The sequence below is a fragment of the Paenibacillus sp. genome, from assembly GCF_035645195.1.
In the GTDB taxonomy this organism is placed as follows: Bacteria; Bacillota; Bacilli; order Paenibacillales; family YIM-B00363; genus Paenibacillus_AE.
Genome location: NZ_DASQNA010000016.1, coordinates 25,984 through 47,929 on the forward strand (window position 1 = coordinate 25,984; position 21,946 = coordinate 47,929).

The 21,946-nt window shown below is 61.9% G+C and carries 19 protein-coding genes; 5 read left to right on the forward strand and 14 right to left on the reverse strand.

Annotation, left to right across the window (positions count from 1 at the left end):
* Position 1 precedes the first annotated feature (1 nt).
* The 3 genes from VE009_RS07655 to VE009_RS07665 all read right to left on the reverse strand — a co-directional run bounded on the left by VE009_RS07655 (position 2) and on the right by VE009_RS07665 (position 3,870).
* Entirely contained in the window at positions 2–265 is a 264-nt protein-coding gene (locus tag VE009_RS07655) for a 2TM domain-containing protein (RefSeq protein ID WP_325006797.1), read from the reverse strand.
* Positions 243–1,715, reverse strand: a complete 1,473-nt coding sequence (locus VE009_RS07660; RefSeq protein WP_325006798.1) for a nitrilase-related carbon-nitrogen hydrolase — start codon at positions 1,713–1,715, stop codon at positions 243–245. The genes VE009_RS07655 and VE009_RS07660 overlap by 23 nt, the downstream gene beginning before the upstream one ends.
* 241 nt (positions 1,716–1,956) lie before the next feature.
* The gene (locus VE009_RS07665; RefSeq protein WP_325006799.1) at positions 1,957–3,870 is read right to left on the reverse strand and encodes a DUF4077 domain-containing protein; all 1,914 of its coding nucleotides are present in this window, start codon (positions 3,868–3,870) and stop codon (positions 1,957–1,959) included.
* Between the two features lie 185 nt (positions 3,871–4,055).
* On the opposite strand from VE009_RS07665, the gene VE009_RS07670 reads away from it, so the two are divergent.
* Entirely contained in the window at positions 4,056–5,060 is a 1,005-nt protein-coding gene (locus tag VE009_RS07670) for a DUF3231 family protein (RefSeq protein WP_325006800.1), read from the forward strand.
* A 101-nt stretch (positions 5,061–5,161) separates the two neighbouring features.
* On the opposite strand, the gene VE009_RS07675 is transcribed toward VE009_RS07670, so the two are convergent.
* Both VE009_RS07675 and VE009_RS07680 read right to left on the reverse strand, forming a co-directional pair.
* The gene (locus VE009_RS07675) at positions 5,162–5,641 is read right to left on the reverse strand and encodes a RidA family protein (protein WP_325006801.1); all 480 of its coding nucleotides are present in this window, start codon (positions 5,639–5,641) and stop codon (positions 5,162–5,164) included.
* The gene (locus tag VE009_RS07680; RefSeq protein ID WP_325006802.1) at positions 5,638–6,564 is read right to left on the reverse strand and encodes an SDR family oxidoreductase; all 927 of its coding nucleotides are present in this window, start codon (positions 6,562–6,564) and stop codon (positions 5,638–5,640) included. Before VE009_RS07680 ends, VE009_RS07675 begins: the two co-directional genes overlap by 4 nt.
* Before the next feature lie 130 nt (positions 6,565–6,694).
* On the opposite strand from VE009_RS07680, the gene VE009_RS07685 reads away from it, so the two are divergent.
* Entirely contained in the window at positions 6,695–7,030 is a 336-nt protein-coding gene (locus VE009_RS07685) for a helix-turn-helix domain-containing protein (protein ID WP_325006803.1), read from the forward strand.
* 33 nt (positions 7,031–7,063) lie between these two features.
* On the opposite strand, the gene VE009_RS07690 is transcribed toward VE009_RS07685, so the two are convergent.
* The 5 genes from VE009_RS07690 to VE009_RS07710 all read right to left on the reverse strand — a co-directional run bounded on the left by VE009_RS07690 (position 7,064) and on the right by VE009_RS07710 (position 12,130).
* A complete protein-coding gene (locus VE009_RS07690) occupies positions 7,064–8,635 on the reverse strand; it encodes a glycine betaine uptake BCCT transporter (RefSeq protein WP_325006804.1) in 1,572 nt (523 codons plus the stop codon).
* Positions 8,636–8,729: 94 nt separating this feature from the next.
* Complete coding sequence (gene phnE / locus VE009_RS07695) at positions 8,730–9,536, reverse strand: phosphonate ABC transporter, permease protein PhnE (RefSeq protein ID WP_325006805.1); 807 nt, start codon at positions 9,534–9,536, stop codon at positions 8,730–8,732.
* Complete coding sequence (phnE, locus tag VE009_RS07700; protein ID WP_325006806.1) at positions 9,533–10,321, reverse strand: phosphonate ABC transporter, permease protein PhnE; 789 nt, start codon at positions 10,319–10,321, stop codon at positions 9,533–9,535. The genes phnE (VE009_RS07695) and phnE (VE009_RS07700) overlap by 4 nt, the downstream gene beginning before the upstream one ends.
* Positions 10,318–11,091 (reverse strand): phosphonate ABC transporter ATP-binding protein, encoded by a 774-nt coding sequence (gene phnC / locus VE009_RS07705; protein WP_325006807.1) that lies wholly within the window; start codon positions 11,089–11,091, stop codon positions 10,318–10,320. Before phnC ends, phnE (VE009_RS07700) begins: the two co-directional genes overlap by 4 nt.
* 97 nt (positions 11,092–11,188) lie before the next feature.
* Positions 11,189–12,130 (reverse strand): phosphate/phosphite/phosphonate ABC transporter substrate-binding protein, encoded by a 942-nt coding sequence (locus tag VE009_RS07710; RefSeq protein WP_325006808.1) that lies wholly within the window; start codon positions 12,128–12,130, stop codon positions 11,189–11,191.
* Between the two features lie 187 nt (positions 12,131–12,317).
* Here VE009_RS07710 and VE009_RS07715 point away from each other — a divergent pair, with 187 nt between their 5' ends.
* Positions 12,318–13,949, forward strand: coding sequence for a bifunctional UDP-sugar hydrolase/5'-nucleotidase (locus VE009_RS07715; RefSeq protein WP_325006809.1), 1,632 nt, complete (start codon positions 12,318–12,320; stop codon positions 13,947–13,949).
* 67 nt (positions 13,950–14,016) lie between these two features.
* Entirely contained in the window at positions 14,017–16,137 is a 2,121-nt protein-coding gene (locus VE009_RS07720) for a lamin tail domain-containing protein (protein WP_325006810.1), read from the forward strand.
* Between the two features lie 41 nt (positions 16,138–16,178).
* On the opposite strand, the gene VE009_RS07725 is transcribed toward VE009_RS07720, so the two are convergent.
* From VE009_RS07725 to VE009_RS07735, 3 genes are all read right to left on the reverse strand, one after another.
* Complete coding sequence (locus VE009_RS07725) at positions 16,179–17,234, reverse strand: serine hydrolase domain-containing protein (RefSeq protein WP_325006811.1); 1,056 nt, start codon at positions 17,232–17,234, stop codon at positions 16,179–16,181.
* 84 nt (positions 17,235–17,318) lie between these two features.
* Positions 17,319–17,987: a hypothetical protein gene (locus VE009_RS07730; RefSeq protein WP_325006812.1), complete on the reverse strand. Its 669-nt coding sequence runs from the start codon at positions 17,985–17,987 to the stop codon at positions 17,319–17,321.
* Positions 17,988–18,000: 13 nt separating this feature from the next.
* Complete coding sequence (locus tag VE009_RS07735; RefSeq protein WP_325006813.1) at positions 18,001–20,082, reverse strand: LuxR C-terminal-related transcriptional regulator; 2,082 nt, start codon at positions 20,080–20,082, stop codon at positions 18,001–18,003.
* A gap of 118 nt (positions 20,083–20,200) precedes the next feature.
* Here VE009_RS07735 and VE009_RS07740 point away from each other — a divergent pair, with 118 nt between their 5' ends.
* The gene (locus VE009_RS07740; RefSeq protein ID WP_325006814.1) at positions 20,201–20,755 is read left to right on the forward strand and encodes a cupin domain-containing protein; all 555 of its coding nucleotides are present in this window, start codon (positions 20,201–20,203) and stop codon (positions 20,753–20,755) included.
* Positions 20,756–20,854: 99 nt separating this feature from the next.
* Here VE009_RS07740 and VE009_RS07745 read toward each other — a convergent pair whose 3' ends face one another.
* Positions 20,855–21,937 carry a DUF916 domain-containing protein gene (locus VE009_RS07745; protein WP_325006815.1) on the reverse strand — a complete coding sequence of 361 codons (1,083 nt, stop codon included), beginning with the start codon at positions 21,935–21,937 and terminating at the stop codon, positions 20,855–20,857.
* Between the last annotated feature and the right edge of the window lie 9 nt (positions 21,938–21,946).

Genomic DNA, 21,946 nt, shown 5'->3' on the forward strand with positions numbered 1-21,946 from the left:
GTTATGAATTTCCTTTCTCCATATATTCTTTGATCTTTCGTTCCTTCCAGGAAGAAGCCCGCCCGTGGGCGAAGACGCTCAACCCGTGAGCAGCGAGCCCGATGCCCCAGCCGAACAACGGATAGACGAACCACCACGTGCCATTAACGACGTTCAGAAGAATCAACCCGATATTGATGATGACATATACCGCCAGATGCTGATAAAATTCCGCCAGCTTTTTCACTTGCGCGTGCGCTTCTTCATACGTTACCCGATTGTTCATGGTTCAACGCTCCATTCTTTCGATGATTAAATTTAGCCGATCCGATCAACCCTAGCGCAAACACCAAGCATCCCCAAGCGAACCAATCGCCCCAAGCGGCATATAGCGTCCCGCCCGTTCCCTGCGGGCTCAACTGAACGACCAGCGCCTTATCCTCGCTCGTGCTGTGCCGCATGCCCCCTAGCTCGTTCCCGAGCGCGTCGACCGCCAAAGAGTACGTGCCGCTCGTCTGCCGCAAGAGGGAGTACCCGTTCTCGATCGCCCGAAACATGGCCATATGCGTATGCAAAGGTTCCAGCTCCGCCCATTCGTTCGAAGGGACGAACATGAAGTCGACATTCAGCCTGCCGGCTTCGCGCATCAGCTCCGGGTGATCCGCATCGAAGCAGATCGCGATGCCCATCCTCCCGTAAGGGGTATCCAGCGTATGGACGCCGTCCCCCGCCTTGTACGCCTCCGCCTCCCAACCCGGCACTTGGATCGTCTTCACGTACACGTCCGCCAACCGGCCGCTGGGATCGAACGTCAACTGCTTGATTTCATCCTGCTTTTCGCTAGATGCCATAATTTCATTGACCCCGGCGAGCAAGTAAATACTCTCTTCCTTCGCGACGGCCGCAGCTTTCGCCATGAATCGTTCCATATCCGCCTCCAATACCGGGGCGTTCGCCTCGGCCCACACGACGAACCGCGCTCCCGCCCGGGCCTCCAGACGCGTTCGGTCGAGCAATTCGTCTTGGTTTGCGATGGTACGCTCCCGGAACTGCGCCAGCTCCTCGGCGCTCAGTCGCCCTCTGACCGCTTCGCTGGCTTGGCGCTTGAAACCATCCTCGGCCTGCAGCGTCAAGGCGGCTACCCGGACGGCCGGGGCGGACGGCCGGAGCGCGAGAAGCTGCGCGGAGCCGGCCAGAAGAATCGCCGCAAGCACGGCCGCATAAAGCGTCGCCCCAGTCCGAATCGCAACCCACCGTCGGCGCCGCGCCCAACACCAGCTGCCGGCGGAGGCTCCCCACATGATCATGAAGGTCATTCCCCATAATCCTGTGAAGCGGGCTAGCTGCATGAATGGGAGATTGCCGTATTGCGTGTAAGCCCAAGAGCCCCAAGAACCGAACGGGCTGAGCGAGGCCGCCGCATACTCCAGGGCGACGTAAGCCGTCGGGAACGCCAGCGTCGCCATAAATCCCGGCAGCCGGCGAACCGCCCACCGGTCAAGCAGCATCGGCATAAGAAAAAATGCGCCGAAGCCGATGCAAAACGCCGTAAACCCGATCCCGTCCAGTGGAATGACTCCGCGGAAGGACGCGTACGTCGCCGCCGCGACGACGGCCGCCGCCGCCATGGGTGCGGTCGCCCCTTGGCTTCTTCTCATAAAATGAAGCATCAGCATCGGGGCCAGCCAGGCGGCCAAAGGGAAGATCCATTTTCCGTGCGCGAACAGCCATAGCAATCCGGCGGCGCCTAAAATCAGCGCATCGACTATCAACCGCTTTACGGTTACGCGCCTTTTTTCGGCGTTTCCCCGTAATACCTCCTCTTTTTGTGATCCTGACAACGTCGTCATCTCCTTCGTTTCGTTCGTCCCGATCGTCGGGGATTACGCAATCATCGTACGCATTCCCTCGTCACGAGAGCTAGTGACGCCGTGTCATCGTATCGAGTGACATAAAAAAAACCCGCTGACGCGGGCATCAACCGGCTTGCTCTTGATGCGGGACGAGTCCGAGCCGTACCGCCTTCTCCACTGCTTGGTCGCGGTCCTCCGCGTTAAGCTTGGCATAAATGCCGGACAAGTAATTACGCACCGTTCCTTCCGACAGAAACAGACTTGAGGCGATCTCCCTGTATTTTTTCCCTTTGGCCAGCAGCTCGAGAATTTGCAGTTCCTTCTCCTTCAGACCGTATTCCTTCATCACGGCTTGCGAAACATACTTTCTCTCCAACCGCTCCAACTGAGCGCCCCGCAGCACTTGGCTGGCGAGCATCGCCGTCGTTTGGCGGGACAGCAGCGTCCCGCCGTCCATCAGATGGCGGACGGAAGCCGCTAAGTTCCTCGGGTTCATGGACTTCAATAAATACGCATCCGCCCCGGCTTCGACAGCCTCCGCGACGATTCCAACTTCGTGGCGGTGGGTGAACAGAATGATTTGGATTCCCGGATTCGCCGTTTTGATCGACCGCATCACCTCGATGCCGTCCATGCCGGGCAGGTTGACCTCCATCAGCACGACGTCGGGACGTTCCCGCCGGCAATAATCGACCGCTTCCGGACCGCCGTCCAACGCCCCGGCAATGACGATGTCGTCCTCTTCTCCGAGGATGAGCGCGACGCTCTCTCGGACGAACGGGTCGGGATCGACCAGCAGCACCGCGATGCGGTTCGCCCTCTCCTGCGGGACCGGCAGCGTGATGTCCCATACGCTCCCCTTGCCTCGGAACGATTTTATATCAAATGTGCCGTTCAGTTCGGTACATTTCTTGTGAAGCGGCTCCGCCGCCTCCATGCGGCCTTCCCCCGGTTTGCCCCCATTGTCGGTTAACGTCAATCGAACGACGCCAGATCGATACTCCAGCGCCGCCTCCACATCCGACGCTTGTCGATCCATGGCCGCCCCGATCATGAAATCCTGGAGCGCCCGCAGCAGCGTGACATTATGCGACCGCGGCAACGCGTACGGCTCTCCTTCCGCGCGAACCGCCACTTCCATGCCCGTCGTTTCCTGAAATCCCACAGCCCGTTCCCGAAGCTCGGCTTCTAAGCCGTCCTGCGACACGAAGCCCTCTTCGACGCCGGCGAGACGTTCGACAACGTCGTCGATGTCCTTCCATATTCGGACCGCCGCGTTTTCTAACGACTCTTGTCCGGGTTCGCCCTGCTTCTCCCTCGCCGCGCGCGCCAGTTGTTTCAGTTCTTGCCGAAGGCTTGCGCCGATCCTGCCGCGTTCCTCCCGCTTGGCTAACGTTTCCACCTGCCTGGCATAGGTTTCGAGTACTTTGTTCTGCCGTTCGATAATGCGCAGCTGCGTTTCGTTCTCCCGAAGGAGCCGGGCAAGGCGGTCTTTCGTTTCCACGATAATCGCGTAGCTGGTGCCGATTTTGGAAGAAGCCCACAGCACCAACGTCGTTTCGGCCAAAATGCCTATTGGGATATTGATCGTACTGGGCTCCAGGTAATGAAAACCCGTTCGATGAAAAGCGGCGCCCGCGACGGCGGTAAACAACAAAGAAATCGCGCCGACATATAAGGTCAATCGCCCGTTCAAATAAATTAGCGTCAAAGCCAAATTAAAATAAAACACTTGATAAACGGCCGGAAGCTCGCGAAATAAGACGGCCTGATTCATCGCGTGCAGCAACAGCAGCGTCATCATAATATACTTGAACGCACCCTCCAACCGTTCGATCCGGTTGAGAACGAGCCCCAACGAAAAAATCGATGCGGATGCGCCGAAAAAAATGAGATGCTCCCGACTGAGCGGTTCATGATTGATGAGAACGTTCGCTTCCGCCAGCGCGTAGGTTAGCCCCACGACAAAAAGCAGCAAGTGGTTTCGATGCTTCTCCCGCTCCAAATGGCGAAAACAATGGTTTTTAATCCAGTTCAACAAAGCGATCACTCCGCTCACCTCAGTTTACAAAGGTAAACTTATAAACAATTATTAATTATACGTCCGGTCATTCCGTTTTGTCATTCTCTTTTTCGCTTATCATCCGTCCGGCTGCATACACTCCGCCGTTCCGGCAAAAGCTACCGCGTAAACGAATCCATTTTTGCTGCGGAGGAAGACCCATGACTGCGACTCAGCCGAATCGGCTATCTTCGTCGGAAATCGCCAATCTGTGGAACATCTACATGATCGAAAGCCTGCTGATCCCGTTCAAAAAGCCGCTGATCCGCGCCTCGCAGCAGCCGATGATCCGCTCCGTCGTCGAGGTCGCGCTGGGCATGAGCATGGAATACGTGGAACGGATCGCCGAGCTGTTTCGCGCCGAAGGACTTCCGGTGCCGCGCGGGTTTTCGGACGACGATATGAACCTTGAAGCGCCCGCCCTGTACACGGACAACTACACGCTCCGCTATATTCATGAGATGGCGAAGCTCGGGCTGCACACGGTTCCGCAGGCGGCGGCGACGTCCAACCGGGAGGACGTTCTTGATTTCCTTCGCAAGGCGTACGAAGATTACGATCGGCTGTACCGGCAATCGCTCGAGCTGTTGATCGCGAGAGGCATCTACGCCCCCGCGCCTCCGATGCCCTCCCCGGAGCCGCCCGAGTACATCCAAGGGGACAGCTACTTCTCGGGCTTGTTCGGACCGCGCCGGCCGATGAACGCCATGGAGATCATGAACGTACATTATACGATCCATGAGAACGCGGTCAGCAAGGTGCTGCTGCGCGGCTTCGCCCAAACGGCTCGCGATCCGGAGCTTCGCGACCACTTCGACCGAGGCGCGCGCATGGCCGCCGACATCATCGATGAGCTGGAGAAGCTGCTGTCGGACGAGCGCATCAGCTTGAGCCCGACGTACGACAGCGAGCTGCTTCCTTCCAATGTCCCCCTGTTTTCGGACAAACTGATGCTGGCGACCGTCACGCAAATGGGGAGCGGGTCCCTCGCCATCTACGGCATCCGGCTCAGCATGGTGCACCGCAGCGATTTGGCAGCGACGTTCATGAAGATGATCAAGAACGCGCTCCTCTACGCCGAGGACGGGGTCGACTTGCTGGTCAAGCGCCGCTGGCTGGAACAGCCCCCTACGCCCCGCGCGGCGCCCGAACCAGTCAACGCATAAAAAACAGGGTACCCGCTCTATCGCGAGTACCCTGTTTTTATGTCACGGGAAACGAACTGGGCCGATCGTGTTGATTCGATTCGAAGCCAACGGTGTTTTTGTTATTCGAATTCGATCTGCGCGGATATGACGAGAGGCAGGTTTTGAGGCAGCGCTTCGACGCCGATCGCCGTTCTCGCATGGCGGCCGACGTCCGGACCGAACAATTCGAGAATGAGCTCGGAACACCCATTGATCACATGCGTCGTACGGCTCTCGCCGGGGAGGGCGTTCACGTAGCCGTGAATCGCAATCCAGGCTCGAATCCGGTCCAAGTCGCCGATCTCCCTACGGATCGTCGCCAGCATCGCGACCGCCGTCCCTCTCGCGAAACGATGCGCCTCCTCGTAAGACACGTCCCGGCCTACTTTCCCGAACACCGGCGGCATCGTCCCGTCCGGGTTCAACGCGCTGTGACCGGAAAGATACGCTCGGCCGCCGCTCGCGCGAATCCATTCGAACGGCACACTCACGCCCGGAGGCACCACAATCGGACCGGGCAGCGCGATGCCCATCTCGGCCAGCTTCCTCTCGACGATCATCGGACGCCGCCCTCCTTCCGCGCCGCTTCGGCGAGGAGCTGCTCCCAAGGCGCGTTCGCGAGGAACGTGCGGAATGGCGTCAGCCGGACAGGCAGCTGCCGAAGCGTCTCGAACAAGTTCGGAACGTCCAGCGGGGACGAGTCCAATCCGCTCTGCCACCGGTACAGGCCGGTCACCTCCCGGCTCGCCTCCTCTCCGATCGCGGAGGACAGCTGCCGCTCGAACAGATCGAGCGGAATCGGCAAGTACCCGATCTCCCGCCCCAACCGGGCGCCGAGCAGCTTCGCGACCTGCGGACCCGTCAACGCCTCCGGGCCTCCGAGCTGAAACTCCGCGCCGGAGAGCTGCGGCCGCCGCAGCGCCTCGGCGACGAAGCCCGCCATGTCGTCCAGCGCGATCCACGACACTGCCATATGTTCCGGTATCGGATATGCGAACGTGCCCTGCTGCAGGATGCCCGGCGCCGTCCACGGCCCTAGCACGTTCTCCATGTACGCCGTCGGTTTCAGAACGATATACGGGATGCCGCTCGCGGCTAGCTCGCCAATGACCCGCCGCTTGATGCGAATCGGCGCCAGATCGACCTGTTCCGGCACGATGCTGCTCGTGTTGAACACGATCAACGAAACGCCTTCTTCCTTCGCGGCGCCGATGATGTTGCGCGCGTACCCGACGGCCTTCGCCTCGTCATGCTCCTGCGGCAGCTGGAAGACGACCTTCTTCGCGCCTCGCGTCCCCTCCCGCAAGCTGTCCGCGTCTTCGTATCGGCCGATTCCCGCCTCGATCCCCCGCATGCGCAGCTCTTTCGCGGTTTCTTCCTTCCGCACGATCGCCTTCACGGCGAATCCTTCCTTGATCAGCCGCCTCGCGACGGCCCCTCCCTGCTCCCCGCCGGCGCCGTACACAAGCACTTTTTCCTTCATTCGGTTGCAACTCCCCTCGTGAATTCAAGCTCAACCTAACTGTAATTCACGAGGGGAAATCACGTAAGTACGCACAATTTTGTGATATAGTATTAAAAATGAAACCGCCCTCGGAAAGGAGCCGCCCCCGATGTCCGAGAAAACATGTCCGGTGGAAACCGCGGTGAATTTGGTCGGAGCGAAATGGAAAATCATGATTATCTACCGCTTGATGGACGGGACGAAACGGTTCAACGAGCTTCGCAGACTGCTGCCCGGCGTCACCCAGCGCATGTTGACGCTTCATCTGCGAGAGCTGGAGAACGACGGCTTGATCGCGAGAACGGTGTATCCCGAGGTGCCTCCCCGCGTGGAATATACATTGACGGAGGCCGGGCAAAGCTTAACCCCGATTTTGACGCAGCTCGGCGACTGGGCCGCGGCCTACGAAAAGAAGCGCGCCCCGCAATCGCCGACGACTTCCTGATTCCGGAAGCCGCGACCTGCAGGGCGCGCCGATTTATTCCGTCCGCTCTTCTCGCGAAGCTTCCTCCTCCGCGATCCACCGTTCGATCCGCTGAATTCTGCGTTTCTCCTTGCGCGCCATATCCCGGATTTCCTCGCTCAGCGCTTTATTGATGGCGAACGCCATCAACAGCAAGATGAGTGCGAACGGCAGCGCGATGACGATCGAAGCGGTCTGCACCCCGCTCAGCCCGCCGGTAAGCAGCAGCACCGAGGCGATGCCGGACACCGCCACGCCCCAAATCAGCTTGGTCGACAGCTTCGGATGCAGCGAGCCTTGGGAGGTCAGCATGCCTAAGACGAATGTCGCCGAATCGGCCGACGTCACGAAGAACGTCAGGATCAGCAGCGTCGCGACGACGACGAGCACCCCGCCGAGCGGGAGCTGTTCGAGCGTTATGAACAAAGCCGTCGTCACATCTTCCTGTACGGCCGCGGCGATCGCTTTCCCCTCGAACATTTCGTAGTACAGCGCCGTGCCGCCGAAGGCGGAGAACCACACCATGCTCAAGACGGTCGGCACGAACAGCACGCCCGCCACGAATTCCCGAATCGTCCGCCCTTTCGACACCCGGGCGATGAAGCTGCCGACGAACGGCGCCCACGAGATCCACCACGCCCAATAAAAAATCGTCCACGATCCGACGAAGGTGCCCCCCGTGAACGGCGTCATTCGGAAGCTCATGGGGATGATGCTTCCGATGTACGCGCCCATCGTCGTCGTCAGCGCGTCGACGATGAAGAACGTCGGCCCCGCGAACAGGACGAACAGCAGCAGCAGCGAAGCGATGCCTAAATTGACATTGCTTAAAATCTTGATGCCCTTGTTCAAACCGGTAGAGGCCGACAACAAGAACAACACCGTCACGACGGCGATGATGCCGAGCTCGGTCGCCGTCGACTGGGGAAACCCGATCAGGAAGTTCAGCCCCCCGTTGATTTGCATCGCGCCGAGGCCCAAAGATGTCGCGACGCCGAAGACGGTGGCGATGACGGCCAAGGTGTCGATCGCTTTGCCGATCGCTCCCTCGGTACGTTCGCCGAGGATCGGATAAAGCGTCGCGCTGATCAGATTCGATCTTCCTTTGCGGAAATGGGCGTAGGCGAGACAAAGCGCGATCACCGTGTAGATCGCCCACGGCTGCAGCCCCCAGTGGAAGAAGGAATACCTGAGCGCGGCCCGCGCCGAGTGCACGGTGCTTCCTTCCAGCCCTTCCGGAGGGGACAAGTAGTGGTAGACCGGCTCGGCGACGCCCCAGAACACGAGCCCGATGCCCATGCCGGCGGAAAACAGCATCGCGAGCCACGTCCAGAACGGGTATTCCGGCTCGTCGTCGTCGCGGCCCAGACGGATTTTGCCGTACGGGCCGAAGGCGAGCGCGAACGCGAAGACGAGCAGAATGAACGTCGCCGTCAGGTAAAACCAGCCGAACGAGCGCGTAATGAACGATAGCGCATGTCCGGCGGCGGCGGTAACCTGCTCCGGCATCAGCGCTCCCCAAACGACGAAGGCGGCGGTCACTCCGATCGAAATGTAAAATACCGGTCCCAATCTTCCTTGGTTCAATGCAAAACCCTCCTTATGCCATACCCACATTGTTCTCCCGAAACCGGGAGGTCATGCGCGGCGGCGAGGAGGGTCTTTTAAAGAATACAGAATCTTATACGATTTTCCTGCGAATATAACCCGAGACGAGATCGATCGCGGTCACCATAACGATGATGCCGAGCAGAATGACGCCGACCCGGTCCCAATTTCGCGTCGTGAGCGCGAAGATGAGCGGCGTCCCGATGCCGCCCGCCCCGATGACCCCGAGGATCGTCGCCGAGCGGACGTTGATTTCGAACCGATACAGCGTGTAGTTCAGGAAGCCCGGCAGCACCTGCGGCACGATCGCGAACCACCAAATTTGCATCCGGTTCGCGCCCGACGCGACGAGCGTCTCGATCGGACCGGCGTCGATGTTCTCGACCTCTTCCGAGAACAGCTTGCCCAGCATGCCGATCGAATGCAGGCCGAGCGCGAGCACGCCCGCGAACGCGCCCGGCCCCACGGCTTTGATGAACAGGATGGCCATGACGATCTCGGGGAACGTGCGGATGAGGCTCAACATGAACTTCCCGGACCCCGACCAGCTCTTCGATTTCCCCCGCCCCGCCGCCGCCCAGAACGCGAACGGAAGGCACAGCACGCAAGAGATGACCGTTCCCATGACGGCGATGGCGAGCGTGTCGAGCAATCCCCGCAGCAAATCTTCCCCGTCGGGCAAATACACGTAATCCCAATCCGGAGCGAACAAGCCGCTTACGATCGACCGCGTCACCTGGCCGGCCGTCTCTTTGACGCCGTCGAACGGGATGCCGGCGAACGCCCATATGTAAACGACCGCCAATGCGCCATAGATGGCGAAGCGGGCCGCCTTGTTCCGTTTCGGTTTCGGCACTTTCGTGTCCCAAGTTCGGCTCATAGCAACTTCTCCCGCAGCCTCATGCTGATGTAGTCGATCGCCAGCACGACCGCCAGCGTGAATAGGATGATGGAATTCGTTTTATCGTACTCCAGAAAACCGAGCGTCACTTCGAAGTAATGGCCGATGCCGCCCGCTCCGACCAAGCCCAAAATCGCGGCTGCGCGGACATTGATCTCGAACGTATACAGCACGTAAGAGGCAAATTGCGCGCTCACCTGCGGCACGACGCCGAAAGCGATCCACTGCGGCCGGTTCGCGCCGACGGCCGTCATCGCCTCGAGCGGCCCCTTGTCGATCGTCTCGATCGTCTCGTACGTCAGCTTGGCGATCAGCCCGGCCGAGAAGACGGCGAGCGCCAGCATCCCCGGCAGCGCGCCGAGGCCGAAGACGGCGACGAACAGCGACGCCAGCAGCAGATCCGGCACGGTGCGGATCAAGTTGAGCGCGAATCGGGCCGGAACGTTGAGCCACGGGGACGGCGCGATGTTGCGGGCCGACGCCAGCGCGATCGGCACGGCGGCGACGGCGCCCAGCGTCGTGCCTACGATCGCCATTCGGATCGTCTCGAGCATCGCCGGCGCGATGTTGTCGAAATAGTTCCAGCGCGGGGGGAACATCTCGACCAGCAAATCGAGCATGTTCGGCGCTCCCGCCCACAGCTCCGCGAAGGTGAATTCCGTCTTCGCCGCGCTTCCCCAGACGAGGAGCAGGACGAGCGCCGCCGTGAGGTAATGCTTCGTTCGGCTCGGCGGCGGCGGCCGATGCGCTGCGCGGTCCTTCATCGTCCGGCATCCTCCGCTCCGTCGTCCGACCTTAGCGTGCTGCCGTAAATCTCCATAAACTTCTCGTCCGTCGCCTCCGCCGTCGGCCCGTCGAACACGATCTCGCCCGCGCGCAGCCCGACGATGCGGGTCGCGTACGCCCGGGCCAAATCGACGTCGTGCAGATTGACGATCGTCGTAATGCCGAGCTCCTGATTGATGTTCTTCAGATCGTCCATCACCTGCCGGGTTGTCAGCGGATCGAGCGACGCCACCGGCTCGTCGGCGAGGATGATCTTCGCTTCCTGCGCCAGCACCCTCGCGATCGCGACCCGCTGCTGTTGGCCCCCGGAGAGCTCGTCCGCACGGTTGTAAGCCTTCTCGACGATGTTCACCCGCTCGAGCGCCCGGAACGCGAGATCGACGTCTTTCTCGGGAAACAGCCCCAAAATCGTTCGCAGCGTGGAATGGTAGCCGACGCGGCCCGCCAGCACGTTGCGCAGCACGGAGGAGCGCTTGACGAGGTTGAAGCTTTGGAAAATCATGCCGATGTCGCGGCGGATGCGCCGCAGCTGGGCGCCTTTCGCCCGGGTGATGGACTGCCCGTCGACGAGAATGTCGCCGGACGTAATTTCGTGAAGCCGGTTGATGGAGCGGAGCAGCGTCGATTTGCCGGCGCCCGACAAGCCGACGATCGCGACGAACTCGCCCTTCTCGAACGTCAAATCGATGTTATTGAGCCCTTTCGTGCCGTTGCCGTATACTTTCGTCACGCCTTGCAGTTGAATCATGCGTGCGTCTTTCCCCTCTTCGGCGATTTTCCCCACAAATAAGCCAGCCAGCCCAAGCGTGGAGCGGCTTGGCTGGCTGGACGCGCGTTCTCGTCGATTATTCCGTCTTGACCTTCTCCCCGTACTCGCGCACGATGTCGAACACGCTGTCTTCGGAAACGACGTAGCCTTCATGCGAATAGATTTCCTTGATGATCGCATGGCCTTCTTCGTCTTTGCCGATATCGATGAACGCGTCTTGAATTTTCTTCACCCATTCCTCATCCATGTCCGACCGGACGGAGACCGTATCGTTCGGAATCGGCTCCGTGAACGTCAGCACGCGCGTGTCTTCGAAGACCGTCGGGTAATCGTTCTTGACGATGTTCCGGGCGTCTTGGAAAATCGCCGCCGCGTCTACGTCGCCGTTCAGGACGGCGAGGACGGCTTGGTCGTGGCCCTTCAGCGTGACGCTTTCCACGTCCTGCAGCGGGTCGACGCCTTCTTCCAGCAGCTTGCCTGCCGGCCATACGTAGCCTGCGGAAGACGTGACGTTTTGGTAGCCCATCTTCTTGCCTTTCAGGTCCGCGACGCTTTGAATGTCGGAATCCTTCTTGACGATGATCATCGCTTTGTAGAAATCGACGAGGTCCTCCGTCGGCGCGCCCGTATCGTCTTGGACGCCGAAGCGCTGCGCCTGCAGGATGACTTCCGCGGCGCCCTTCTCCTTCGCGAGCACGTAAGCCGTCGGCGGCAGGAAGCCGACGTCGACTTGCTTCGAAGCCATGGCCTCGATGATCGTGTTGTAGTCGGTGGAGACGCTCACTTCGACCGGAATGCCGAGGCGTTCGCCGAGCAGTTCCTCGAGCGGCTTCGCTTTCGCTTCGAGCGTGTCCGCGTTCTGGGACGGGACGAATTGGACGGTCAGCTTCTCCGGCGCGTAGCCGGCTGCAGCCGCGCCGCCGTTCTCCGCGTCCGTTGCGGCGTTGCTGGCGCAGCCGACGGCGAGACCCGCGACGACGGCGAGCGGCAGCATCATTTTTGCGATGTTACGGTACATTCGGTTTCTCTCTCCCTGGATTTGTTTTTTTTCCACGTTAGACAAGGTATCACATTTAGTTGGGACAAGTTCCCAATGTTTGTAAAACCGGGATGAAGGTTTTGTAAATCCCCTGGCGGCGTTCCCGTTTTGGTATATGCTTCTATTTGGCGAAACTTGGAATGGGAAATTAGAGGAGGAATGGCGAATGGGAGCGGACGAGAATTCCCTTACGATAGACATTTTGGTCACCAGCGACCTTCACGGGCACTTGTTCCCGACCGATTACCGCAGTTCGGAGGAGCGCCCTTTCGGCTTGGGCAAGCTGGCGGCGCTGATCGAGCGGGAACGGAGGGGCGCAGAGGCAACGCTGTTGATCGATAACGGCGATTTGCTCCAAGGGTCGCCTCTCGCTTACTACTGCGCCAAGCTGGCCGGCGGCGGGGAGCATCCGTGCGTGGCGGCGCTGAACCGGCTGCGGTACGATGCGGCCGTAATCGGCAACCACGAGTTCAATTACGGCCGCGCGCTGCTGGACCGCGCCGTCCGGGACGCGGCGTTCCCCTGGCTGTCGGCTAATACGGTCGACCTCGCGACGGGCGGGCCCGCGTTCGGGAAGCCGTATATCGTGAAGACGTTCCGCGGCGGCGTCAAGGCGGCAGTGCTCGGCGTTACGACGCATTATGTGCCGAACTGGGAGCAGCCGGAGCATATCGAAGGGCTCGAATTCCGGGACGCGCTGTCAGCGGTGAAGCAGTGGGCGGAGTACATTCGGCGGGAAGAACGGCCGGACGTCCTGATCGTCGCCTACCACGGCGGCTTCGAGCGCGATCTCGAAAGCGGGCGTCCGACGGAGCCGGACACCGGGGAAAATCAAGGCTATGCCATGCTGCTGGAAGCGGCGGGCATCGACGTGCTGATTACGGGGCATCAGCACCGGTCGATCGCCGCGGTCGTTCGCGGCGTCGCCTGCGTGCAGCCAAGCTGCAACGGCCAAGCGCTCGGGAAGGTCAGCGTGACGCTGACGCGAAGGGACGGCGGCTGGACCGTTGCGCGCAAAGACGTTCGGCTGCTCGAGCCGAATGCGGAGACGCCGGCGGACGTAGACGTGCTGTCCGTCGCGGACGAGCTGGAGCGGCGGACGCAAGCGTGGCTGGACCAGCCGCTCGGCGTCGTCGAGGGCGCCATGTCGATCGCGGATCCGATGGCGGCGCGGGCCGAGGAGCATCCGTTCATCGAGTTCGTCAACCGGGTGCAGATGGAGGCCGCGTCGGTCGACATTTCCTGCACTGCGCTGTTTGCGGACGAATGCCGCGGCTTCGGCGAACAGGTGACGATGCGCGACATCTTGGGCAACTATATGTTCCCGAATACGCTCAAGGTGCTTCGGCTGTCCGGCCGGGACATCCGCGCCGCCTTGGAACGCTCGGCGGCATATTTTACGGTCGGTGCGGACGGCCGGCTTTCCGTGCATCCGTCGTTCCTCGCTCCGAAGCCGCAGCATTACAACTACGATATGTGGGAAGGCATCGACTACCGCTTGGACGTCTCGAAGCCGGTCGGCGAGAGAGTCGTTATGCTGGAGCGCCATGGCCGGCCGATCGACCCGGATGCATCCTACGACGTGGTCATGAACAATTATCGCGCGGCCGGCGGCGGCGAGTACCCGATGTTCCGGGATAAACCGGTCGTGAAAGAGATCCCTTTCGACATGGTGGAGCTGCTGGCGAACGCCATCATGGAACGGCGCGTCGTGGTCGCGGCGTGCAATCGGAACTGGGCCGTCGTGTATGGAGCGTCCGCGAGCCCGCCCGTTCCCTGCGTCCAAACAAAACTTTAACACCGCGGAAAAAATTCCCTCTGTATAATGGGAGCTGTAAATTTACCCATGCAGAGGAGGAATCATGATGTTGTTTCGAAAAGGCATGCTCGCGCGTGCCGGCAGAGCGGCGCTCGCCGTTCTGTTGTCCGTCGCCGCCGCCGCGGGGCTCGCGGGACAAGCCGTTCCGGCGTTCGCCGAAGGGCCGGAAGATCCGGCCCCGGTGCTGCTCCCGGTCGGAACGGCGAACGGCAAGAAGGTGCTGTTCGACAATACGCACGGCCAGACGGCCGGCGCGGCGGATTGGGTCATCGACGGCGCCTTCTCCGATTTCGGGAACGCGCTCGCGGCCGAAGGGTATTACGTCGCCGAGCTGCGGAAGTCGACGCCGATCGCGCTGAGCGATCTGTCGGACTACGACGTCTTCGTCATTCCGGAGGCGAACGTACCGTACAAAGCCAGCGAACAGGCGGCCCTGCTGCAGTACGTGCAGGACGGCGGAAGCATCTTCTTCATCTCCGATCACTACAACGCAGACCGCAACAAAAACCGTTGGGATTCTTCGGAAGCGTTCAACGGTTACCGCCGCGGCGCATGGACCGACCCGACGAAAGGCATGAGCGCGGAGGAAGCCGGCTCCGACGCCATGCAGGACGTCGTCAGCTCGGATTGGCTCGGGCAAAACTTCGGCGTCCGCTTCCGGTACAACGCGCTGAATCACGTGACGGCCAACATCATCGTCGAGCCGTCCCAGTCGTTCGGCATCACGAGCGGCGTCTCCGCCGTCGCCATGCACGCAGGCTCGACGCTCGCCATTATGGATCCCGAGAAGGCGAAAGGCATCGTGTACGTGCCGACGAACCCGGAGCCTTGGCCGCACGCGGTCGATCAAGGCGTGTACGAGAACGGCGGCATCGACGAGGGCCCGTATGCGGCCATCGCGAAGGTCGGGCTCGGCAAAGCCGCGTTCATCGGCGACTCGTCGCCGGTCGAGGATGCCACCGAGAAATATGTCCGCGAAGATACCGGCGGCGGCAAAACGACGTACGACGGATTCCTCGAGCTCGACGACGCCGAGCTGCTCGTCAACATCGTCAACTGGCTCGCGCAGCAGGAAAATTATACAAAGCTGTCCGAGGTGCCGGGTTTGCAGTTAGACCAGCCGACGTCGCTCCTACCTATGGAGGATCCGGCGGCGTCCACCGAGCCGGAGCCGGAACCTTGGGCGGCGCCGCCGGCCGGCTACAAATGGTGGGATCGCTGTACGTTCAAGGCCGGCTCTTACGGCTATAAGTCTTGCGGCGGGGGCGGGGGCGGCGGTACGCCGACGGGCGGCCTCTTCATCTCCGAATACGTCGAAGGCGGCAGCTACAACAAAGCGATCGAAATTTACAACGGCACCGGCGCGTCCATCGACCTGTCCGGGTACGCGATCGCCCAATCCAACAGCGCGTCCGACATCGCGCTCAGCGGCACGGTAGCCGCCGGTGACGTATTCGTGCTGGCGCATGCGTCGGCGTCGTCCGCGATTTTGCATGTCGCCGACCAAACGTCTTCGGCCATCGTGTTCAACGGCGACGACGCGGTCACGCTCAAGCAAGGCGGGACGATGCTCGACGTCGTCGGCGCGGCGGGCGCGTCGTTCGGCGCCAACAAGACGCTCGTCCGGAACGCCGACGTCGCGTCCGGCACGACCGTATACGACGCGGCGCAATGGACGGCGCACCCGCAGGACACGTTCTCGTACTTGGGATCGCATACCGTCGCCTCGACGCCGGCGCTCGCCGAAACCTACGAAACCGGGTCCAAGGGCGCCTACGCCGACGGCAGCGTCGCGCTTTCGTCCGGCACGTGGTGGTTCGCGAACGCCTTGATCGGCAACCTGAGCAGCGATAAGAAAACCGGCGCGCAAGCCGCCCGGATTCGCGCCGCGGGCAGCATCGCCATGAGCTTCGACGTCTCCTCGGCGTCGACCGTCTCGCTTTCGGTCGCGAACTTCGGCAGCGACACCGGCGCGACGTGGAAGCTGCAGAAGTCGACGAACGGCGGCTCGAGCTGGACCGACGTCACGTCCGCCGCCTCCGCGACGTCCTCGCTGGTCAGGCACACGATCGCGGTGAACGAGACGGCGCCGGTGCGCTTCCGCATCGTCGCGGGCGGCACGTCCGGCCAACGCATCAACGTAGACGACTTCGAAATTTATCAATAAGATGAAAAGCGGGAGCGCCGCGATCGGCGCCCCCGCTTTTTTCATTTTTTCACGCTGTTTAACAGCTCCATCATCAGCCGGTACGGCAAGCTCGGCTGCGCGACCTGATTGACCGTCCCGGCGAAATAAACGTCCTTCGCGGGGCAGTAGTACGCGAAGGCGCCGGACAGCCCGGAATGCCCGATCAGCTCGGGAAACAGACGAAACATCGTAAAGACGCGAGGCATCTGAAATTTCGCGACGCCTACGCCGTATTGCAGCGGGAAAAAGATGCGGTTCCATGCGTACAGCGACGGCAGCGCCGATTTCGCAAACAGCCTTCCCTCGAAGAACCCCCGCAAGAACGCCATCAATTCGTCCGCGGTCGACACGATGCCGCCGTCCGGACCGAAGGACGCCATCGCCTGCGGAACATGCAGCGGTGCGTCGTTGCAATACAGCGGCACGTCCGGATCGTCTCCGTCGTTACGGAACAGATAGGTGTTCTCTAGCCCGAGCGGTTCGTAGACGTACGAGCGGAACGCCTCTTCGACGGTGCCGCCTGTCGCATGCTCGATGATCTTCCCCAGGAGCTGATAGTTCGTGTCGGAATAATGTGCCTTCCCCGGGGTCCCGGGGGCAAAATGCGGCTTCAACCGTTTGGCGTCTTCGACCGCCTGCTCGAACGTCCACGCCCGGTCGCGTCCCGCCTGGATGTGCTGCAGCAAGCTCTTCCCGTCGTCGCGTGCAGCTTGGAAATAATCGGGCAGCCCCGACGTATGCGCCATCAGCTGCCGAATCGTCAGCTTGAACGATTCGTCCTTCCCGTTGTACCGATGAATCCCTTCGAGCGCGCCGCGGTCGACGTAATCCGCCGCCGGATCGTCCAGCCGCAGCCGGCCCAGCTCCTGCAGCTTCAACAACGACGCCGTCACGTACAGCTTGGTGGCGCTGGCGATGAAGAAGCGGCTGTTCCGCTCGACGCCGCCCGCCGCCCCGCACCACGAAAGCGAACCGTCGCCGGATTCGACTCTGGCAACCGCGCCGATAATCAGTTTGTGGGCCGTCGCTTTTCGGAACGCCCGCTCCAATCTCTGCTCCGTAGGCCGTTCGGCCATACCCGCGTCCCTCCTTGCTCTCGCCCGTTCTGATCCTAGCGCTAATCTTACTTCCGCGGGCCGCGTTTGCAAGTGAAGTTTTCGTTAATCGCCGATGCCGGTGTCTCCGACGTAATGCGCGAACAACGTTTCCACCGGCTTGAAATATAAGTATCCGTCGTCCTCCCACGGCTGGAAATGCAGGTCCATCCGCGAGTCGGTCCAAGGATCCGGCGTCCCCTTCGTCCGCAGACGGCCCGGCACGACGGGCGGCTCGACCGTTTTCGGAAACTCCTGATATCCGAACAGCAAATTTTCGTGCATGGCGATGATTTCGTACTTATCGCCGTGGAACGCCCGTTCCTCTTGCAGCTGATAATGGTAGTAAATATAGCTTGCGGCCATTTCGGGCAACAGATGCGCGACCCGGCCGCCGCGCCGCTCGACGGGCTGCTTGCGCAGCCAATGCTCGTAGCTCGCCGGTTCGTTGAAATGAAAGACGTCGATCATCTCGATCCAATACCGCGGCTCCTCCCGTCCCGGCCATTCCGCCAGAAACGGAGCAGCCTCGGCGGCGACCTCCTCGGGCGGCACGTCCCGCGTCACGCATTCGTAGTAGAGAAACAGGTTGCTCTTCCATGCGAACGCGGCCGCCGTCATCAGCTCGCCGGACGAGACGAGCGCCCGCGCCGCCGCGCCGTCCCCCAGCGCCGCGCGGCCGGCGGCTTCGTTCCCTCGCGCCCACGCCGCGCGATATATTTTCCTCCGGATCATGACCCTCAGCTCCCTATTCATTGTTCCTTTCGACTCCGACGGACCGGACGCCCGAGGCCACCGCCTTAATCAGCGCGCCGCGGTTTTTCAGTCCCGTCTTCTGGAAGATCGACGTCAAGTGCTTCTTCACCGTCACCTCGCTGACGAACAGCCGCTCCGCGATTTCCGGATTCGTCAGCCCTTCGGCCACCAAATCGACGACCTCCAGCTCCCTCGCGGACAGCTGCCCCGACAGGCCGGACGGCGCCGGCGCGGCCGGCTCGGGGGCGGCCTCCCCCGCCGGCGCCAAATCGGACACGAGCCGCTTCAAGTACGCCCCGAGCCGCGGCCCCCGCGTGTCGAGCACGAACGTCGGCGCCGGCGTCCGCCCGTCGTAATCCCGGTGGTACAAGTCCGGCATCTCTTCGAAACCCAAACCGCGGTATACGTCCTGGAACAGCGGCACCGGCGGCGGCGACACGACGATGAGCCCGCCCCGCAGCAGCAGCGAGAACAGCGCCTGGAACGACGTGAACGTTCCCTGCGGATCGCCCGGCCGCGCCACGTTGACGCCGCGAACGAACCAGCCCGCCGGCTGCGAGCGCGGCGTCCGCAGCGCCGCCTCCTGCTCGGGCGTCCGGCTCTCGAAATACGCCCGCGAATACGGCTGGCTGCGCAAATAATCGAACGTCCCCTCATGGATCGGGACGATCGCGTAAAACCCGGCGATGTCGCCCGCCGCGTCCCGATACAGCCGCACGGCGTCCGGCTCCAGCGCGAGCATCTCCTCGAAGTCGATCGAACGGATGACGGGAGCCTCCTTATCGACATGGAACGACAGATCGATCTCCTCGCCCGATTCCGGATCGACCCACCGCTCGCGGTGCAGCCCCGCCTGCGCGCCCCAGCGCTCCTTGTAGGCCGTCGCTTCCGCGACGTTCTCGGCGCTGAGCGGCTCTAGGTAATAAGAAGCATATGTCAGATGCTTGTTCATGTACGCCCGCATGATGGAGCTGCCGAGATAGCCGACCATCTCCGCCATCTCCCACGCCATCGATTCTTTGCGTTTCGACCCGACGATACGCTGATAGTAATGGCGCGCGATCCGCCCCACCAGCCGCTGATACAGCTCCGGGGAACGCAGCCGCAGCTGCTTCGCGACCGCTTCCCGGACAAGATCGTGCACCATCCAACCCCGTTGCGTCGTCCGCACGAACGACAAGCCGGCCAGGCGCTCGAATTCCGCCGCGTCGACCGGCCGGCCGAGCGCCGCCGACAGCGTCTCTTGGTTGAAGCTGCGCAGCGCCGCGGCCGCCTCCGTCAGCTCCCGGAGCGGCTCCGGCACCTCCCGCAGCCATACCTCGGCGAGCGACAGCGACAGCTCGGAGTCGCCCGCGAAGCCGCCTTCGTCCGCCGCTTCGTCTTGCCGGATCCGATAATAGTGCGCCGCGAGCGACAGCGACAGCGGATGCCCTTGAGTCCGCAGCAGAATGGAGGCGACGACCGCCGGGTCTTCCACCCCCTGCCGCAGCAAATACGCCTTCGCCTCCTCCGCCCGGAGCTGCCCGAGCGGCATGCGCAGCGTCACCTGCCGCCACGCCGGAGATGTCACCCAGCCGCCGCGCAGCGAATGACGCCCCGCCAGCACGAGCGCGATGCGAATATCGAGCATCGGCAGGAACGTCTCCCGCAGCCAATGCTCGAGGTCGCCGAATTCCTCGAACGTGTCGAACGCGAGGAATACCTTCCGGCGATTCGCCTCCTCGTTCAGCCGCCACACCGCGTAAGCGATGCCTTCCTCCCCGGCAGCCTCTCCGCCGGCAGGCGCCGCGAGCGCGGCGAGCCTGCCGTGCAGCGCGCGGCCCAAATCGTCGGGAGAATGGTGGAAATCCCGGCTGTCCAGCGCGAGAAACAGCGCGCCGCCGTCGAGCGCCATCCGCTCGAACCGGCCGAGCAGCGTGCTCTTGCCCATGCCCCCCGTACCGTAAATGTTGAGGATGCGCACATCCTCCAGCTCCCCGCGCAGCAGCCGGGCGAACTTCGCCGTCTCCTGCTCGCGTCCGACGAAAAACCGTTCCTCCAAGGCGTCTATGCGGTTGCGAAACCGTTCGCTCACTGGACTCCCACCCTCAACCTTTTCAATCTCTGACAAAAGTATACTGTTGTTTTCTACTCTCGGATAGTACCGAGAGACAATTGTTTCCTGTAATCTGAGGACAAAAGGAGTGATCGCGGTGGCAAATAAATCAATGAAGGCGCGCACCATCAAAAACCCCGTCATCGGGGACGAAGTGACGTTCCTCGTCACGGCGGAGGAATCCGGCGGCGAATACGGCCTCATGGAGCTGCGGCTCTCGCCGGGCGGAAGCAACGAGCTTCACTTTCATACGACGTTCGAGGAGCGCTTCGAAGTGCTTGAGGGGGTGCTGCACCTGGAATGCGACGGCAAACAGCTGACGCTGCAGCCGGGGGAAACGTTCCTCGTCAGACGCAATGCGATGCACAAATTTTTCAACCCCGGGACGACGCCCGTCACGTTCCTCGTCGAAATTCGCCCCGCCCGCGAATTCGAAGCGTGCCTGCGCATGGCGTACGGCCTCGCGCGCGACGGGCGCACGACGGACAAAGGCGTACCCAACAAGCCGCTGGAAATGGCCGTCTTGTTTCGCCTGAGCGAAACGTACGTAGCCGGCATTCCGCTGCCGCTGCAGAAGGCGCTCGTCGGGATCTTGTACGGCGTCGCGAAAATGGCCGGCGTCGAACGAAGACTCCGGCGGAAATATTGCTGAATGATAATGCCCCCTGAATAGGCCGTCTCAACGAACGAAAGCCGACGAAGCGCGCTTGTCTTGCGCTCCGTCGGCTTCCTCGTTCCTGCGTCGGTCGAATCAGCCCGGCGCTTTGCTCTTGCGCCGGCCGAACCAATACATCGCGCCGACGGCGGCCGCGGCGCCTAGAATCGCCCAGACCCATCCCGGGACGCCGCCGCCGGTCGCCCCCACCGCGGGCGCGGTCGGGTTGTTCTCGCGATACCGCTCCAGCTCCTCGGCGCCGATGCGGAACGCGCCTCCCCCTTCGAACGTTCGACCGTTCGCCCGCGCCGTGACGAACAGCCGGTAGTCCCCGTTCTCGAGACGCTCGTGCCCCCAAGGAATCGGATACCGGATCGCCGTCATCGGCGCCATCTTGAACGGACCGAACGCCCCCTCGAACAGCGTTGCGCCCGCAGCCGTTGCGACGCGGTAGGTTCCTTCGATCCCCTCTTGAATTAACTGGGCGTCGTTTCTCATTTCGATGTACAGTCTTGCGTTCTCCGCGACGTAGCCGCTCTCCCCCAACGCGAAATTCGGCGCCGCCGCCCCCGGAAAATTCAACTGAATCGCCAAGTTGAAGGCGGTCTCCGTCTCGATGACGAAGCGCGCTTCGTCTTCCCGCGCTTCGCCGACATCGGTCGCCTGCTCTTGGCGCTGCCCTTTCGCCGTGAACCTGATCCCGCCGAGGGCCGTCCCTGCGCCTTCCGTCGGCGCGGTCACCGTGATCGGCACGATTCGTTCTTCCCCCGGCGGAAGAGTAAGCGAAGGCTCGACCCGAATCAGATCGCGCACGAACACGCCGTCCCCGATCAATGTCGCGTCCGCGGTGTCCAGCTCGGGAACGTACAGCATATCGCCTTCCGGGCTCGTATACGCATGCACGGCTTGGATCGTAATGGGGAGCGGGTCGGACGTAAGATTCCGAAGGCGCACCTCCAGCGTTTGCGTTTGATTGGGCGTCACGTCCAGACTGTAATACCCTTTCACGCCTTCCCGATGGTTGGCCGGATAGATCGGCTCGACCGCCAAAGGCATCCCGCCCTCGAAAGGCCGGAACCGCAGCGTTTCCTCGCCGCGCGCCGCCGCCGTCGACGGGATCAGCAGCGCAGCGATGAGAAGCAGAGATATAAACCATTGTTTTCGTTCCGCGTTCGGCATGCTCATCCT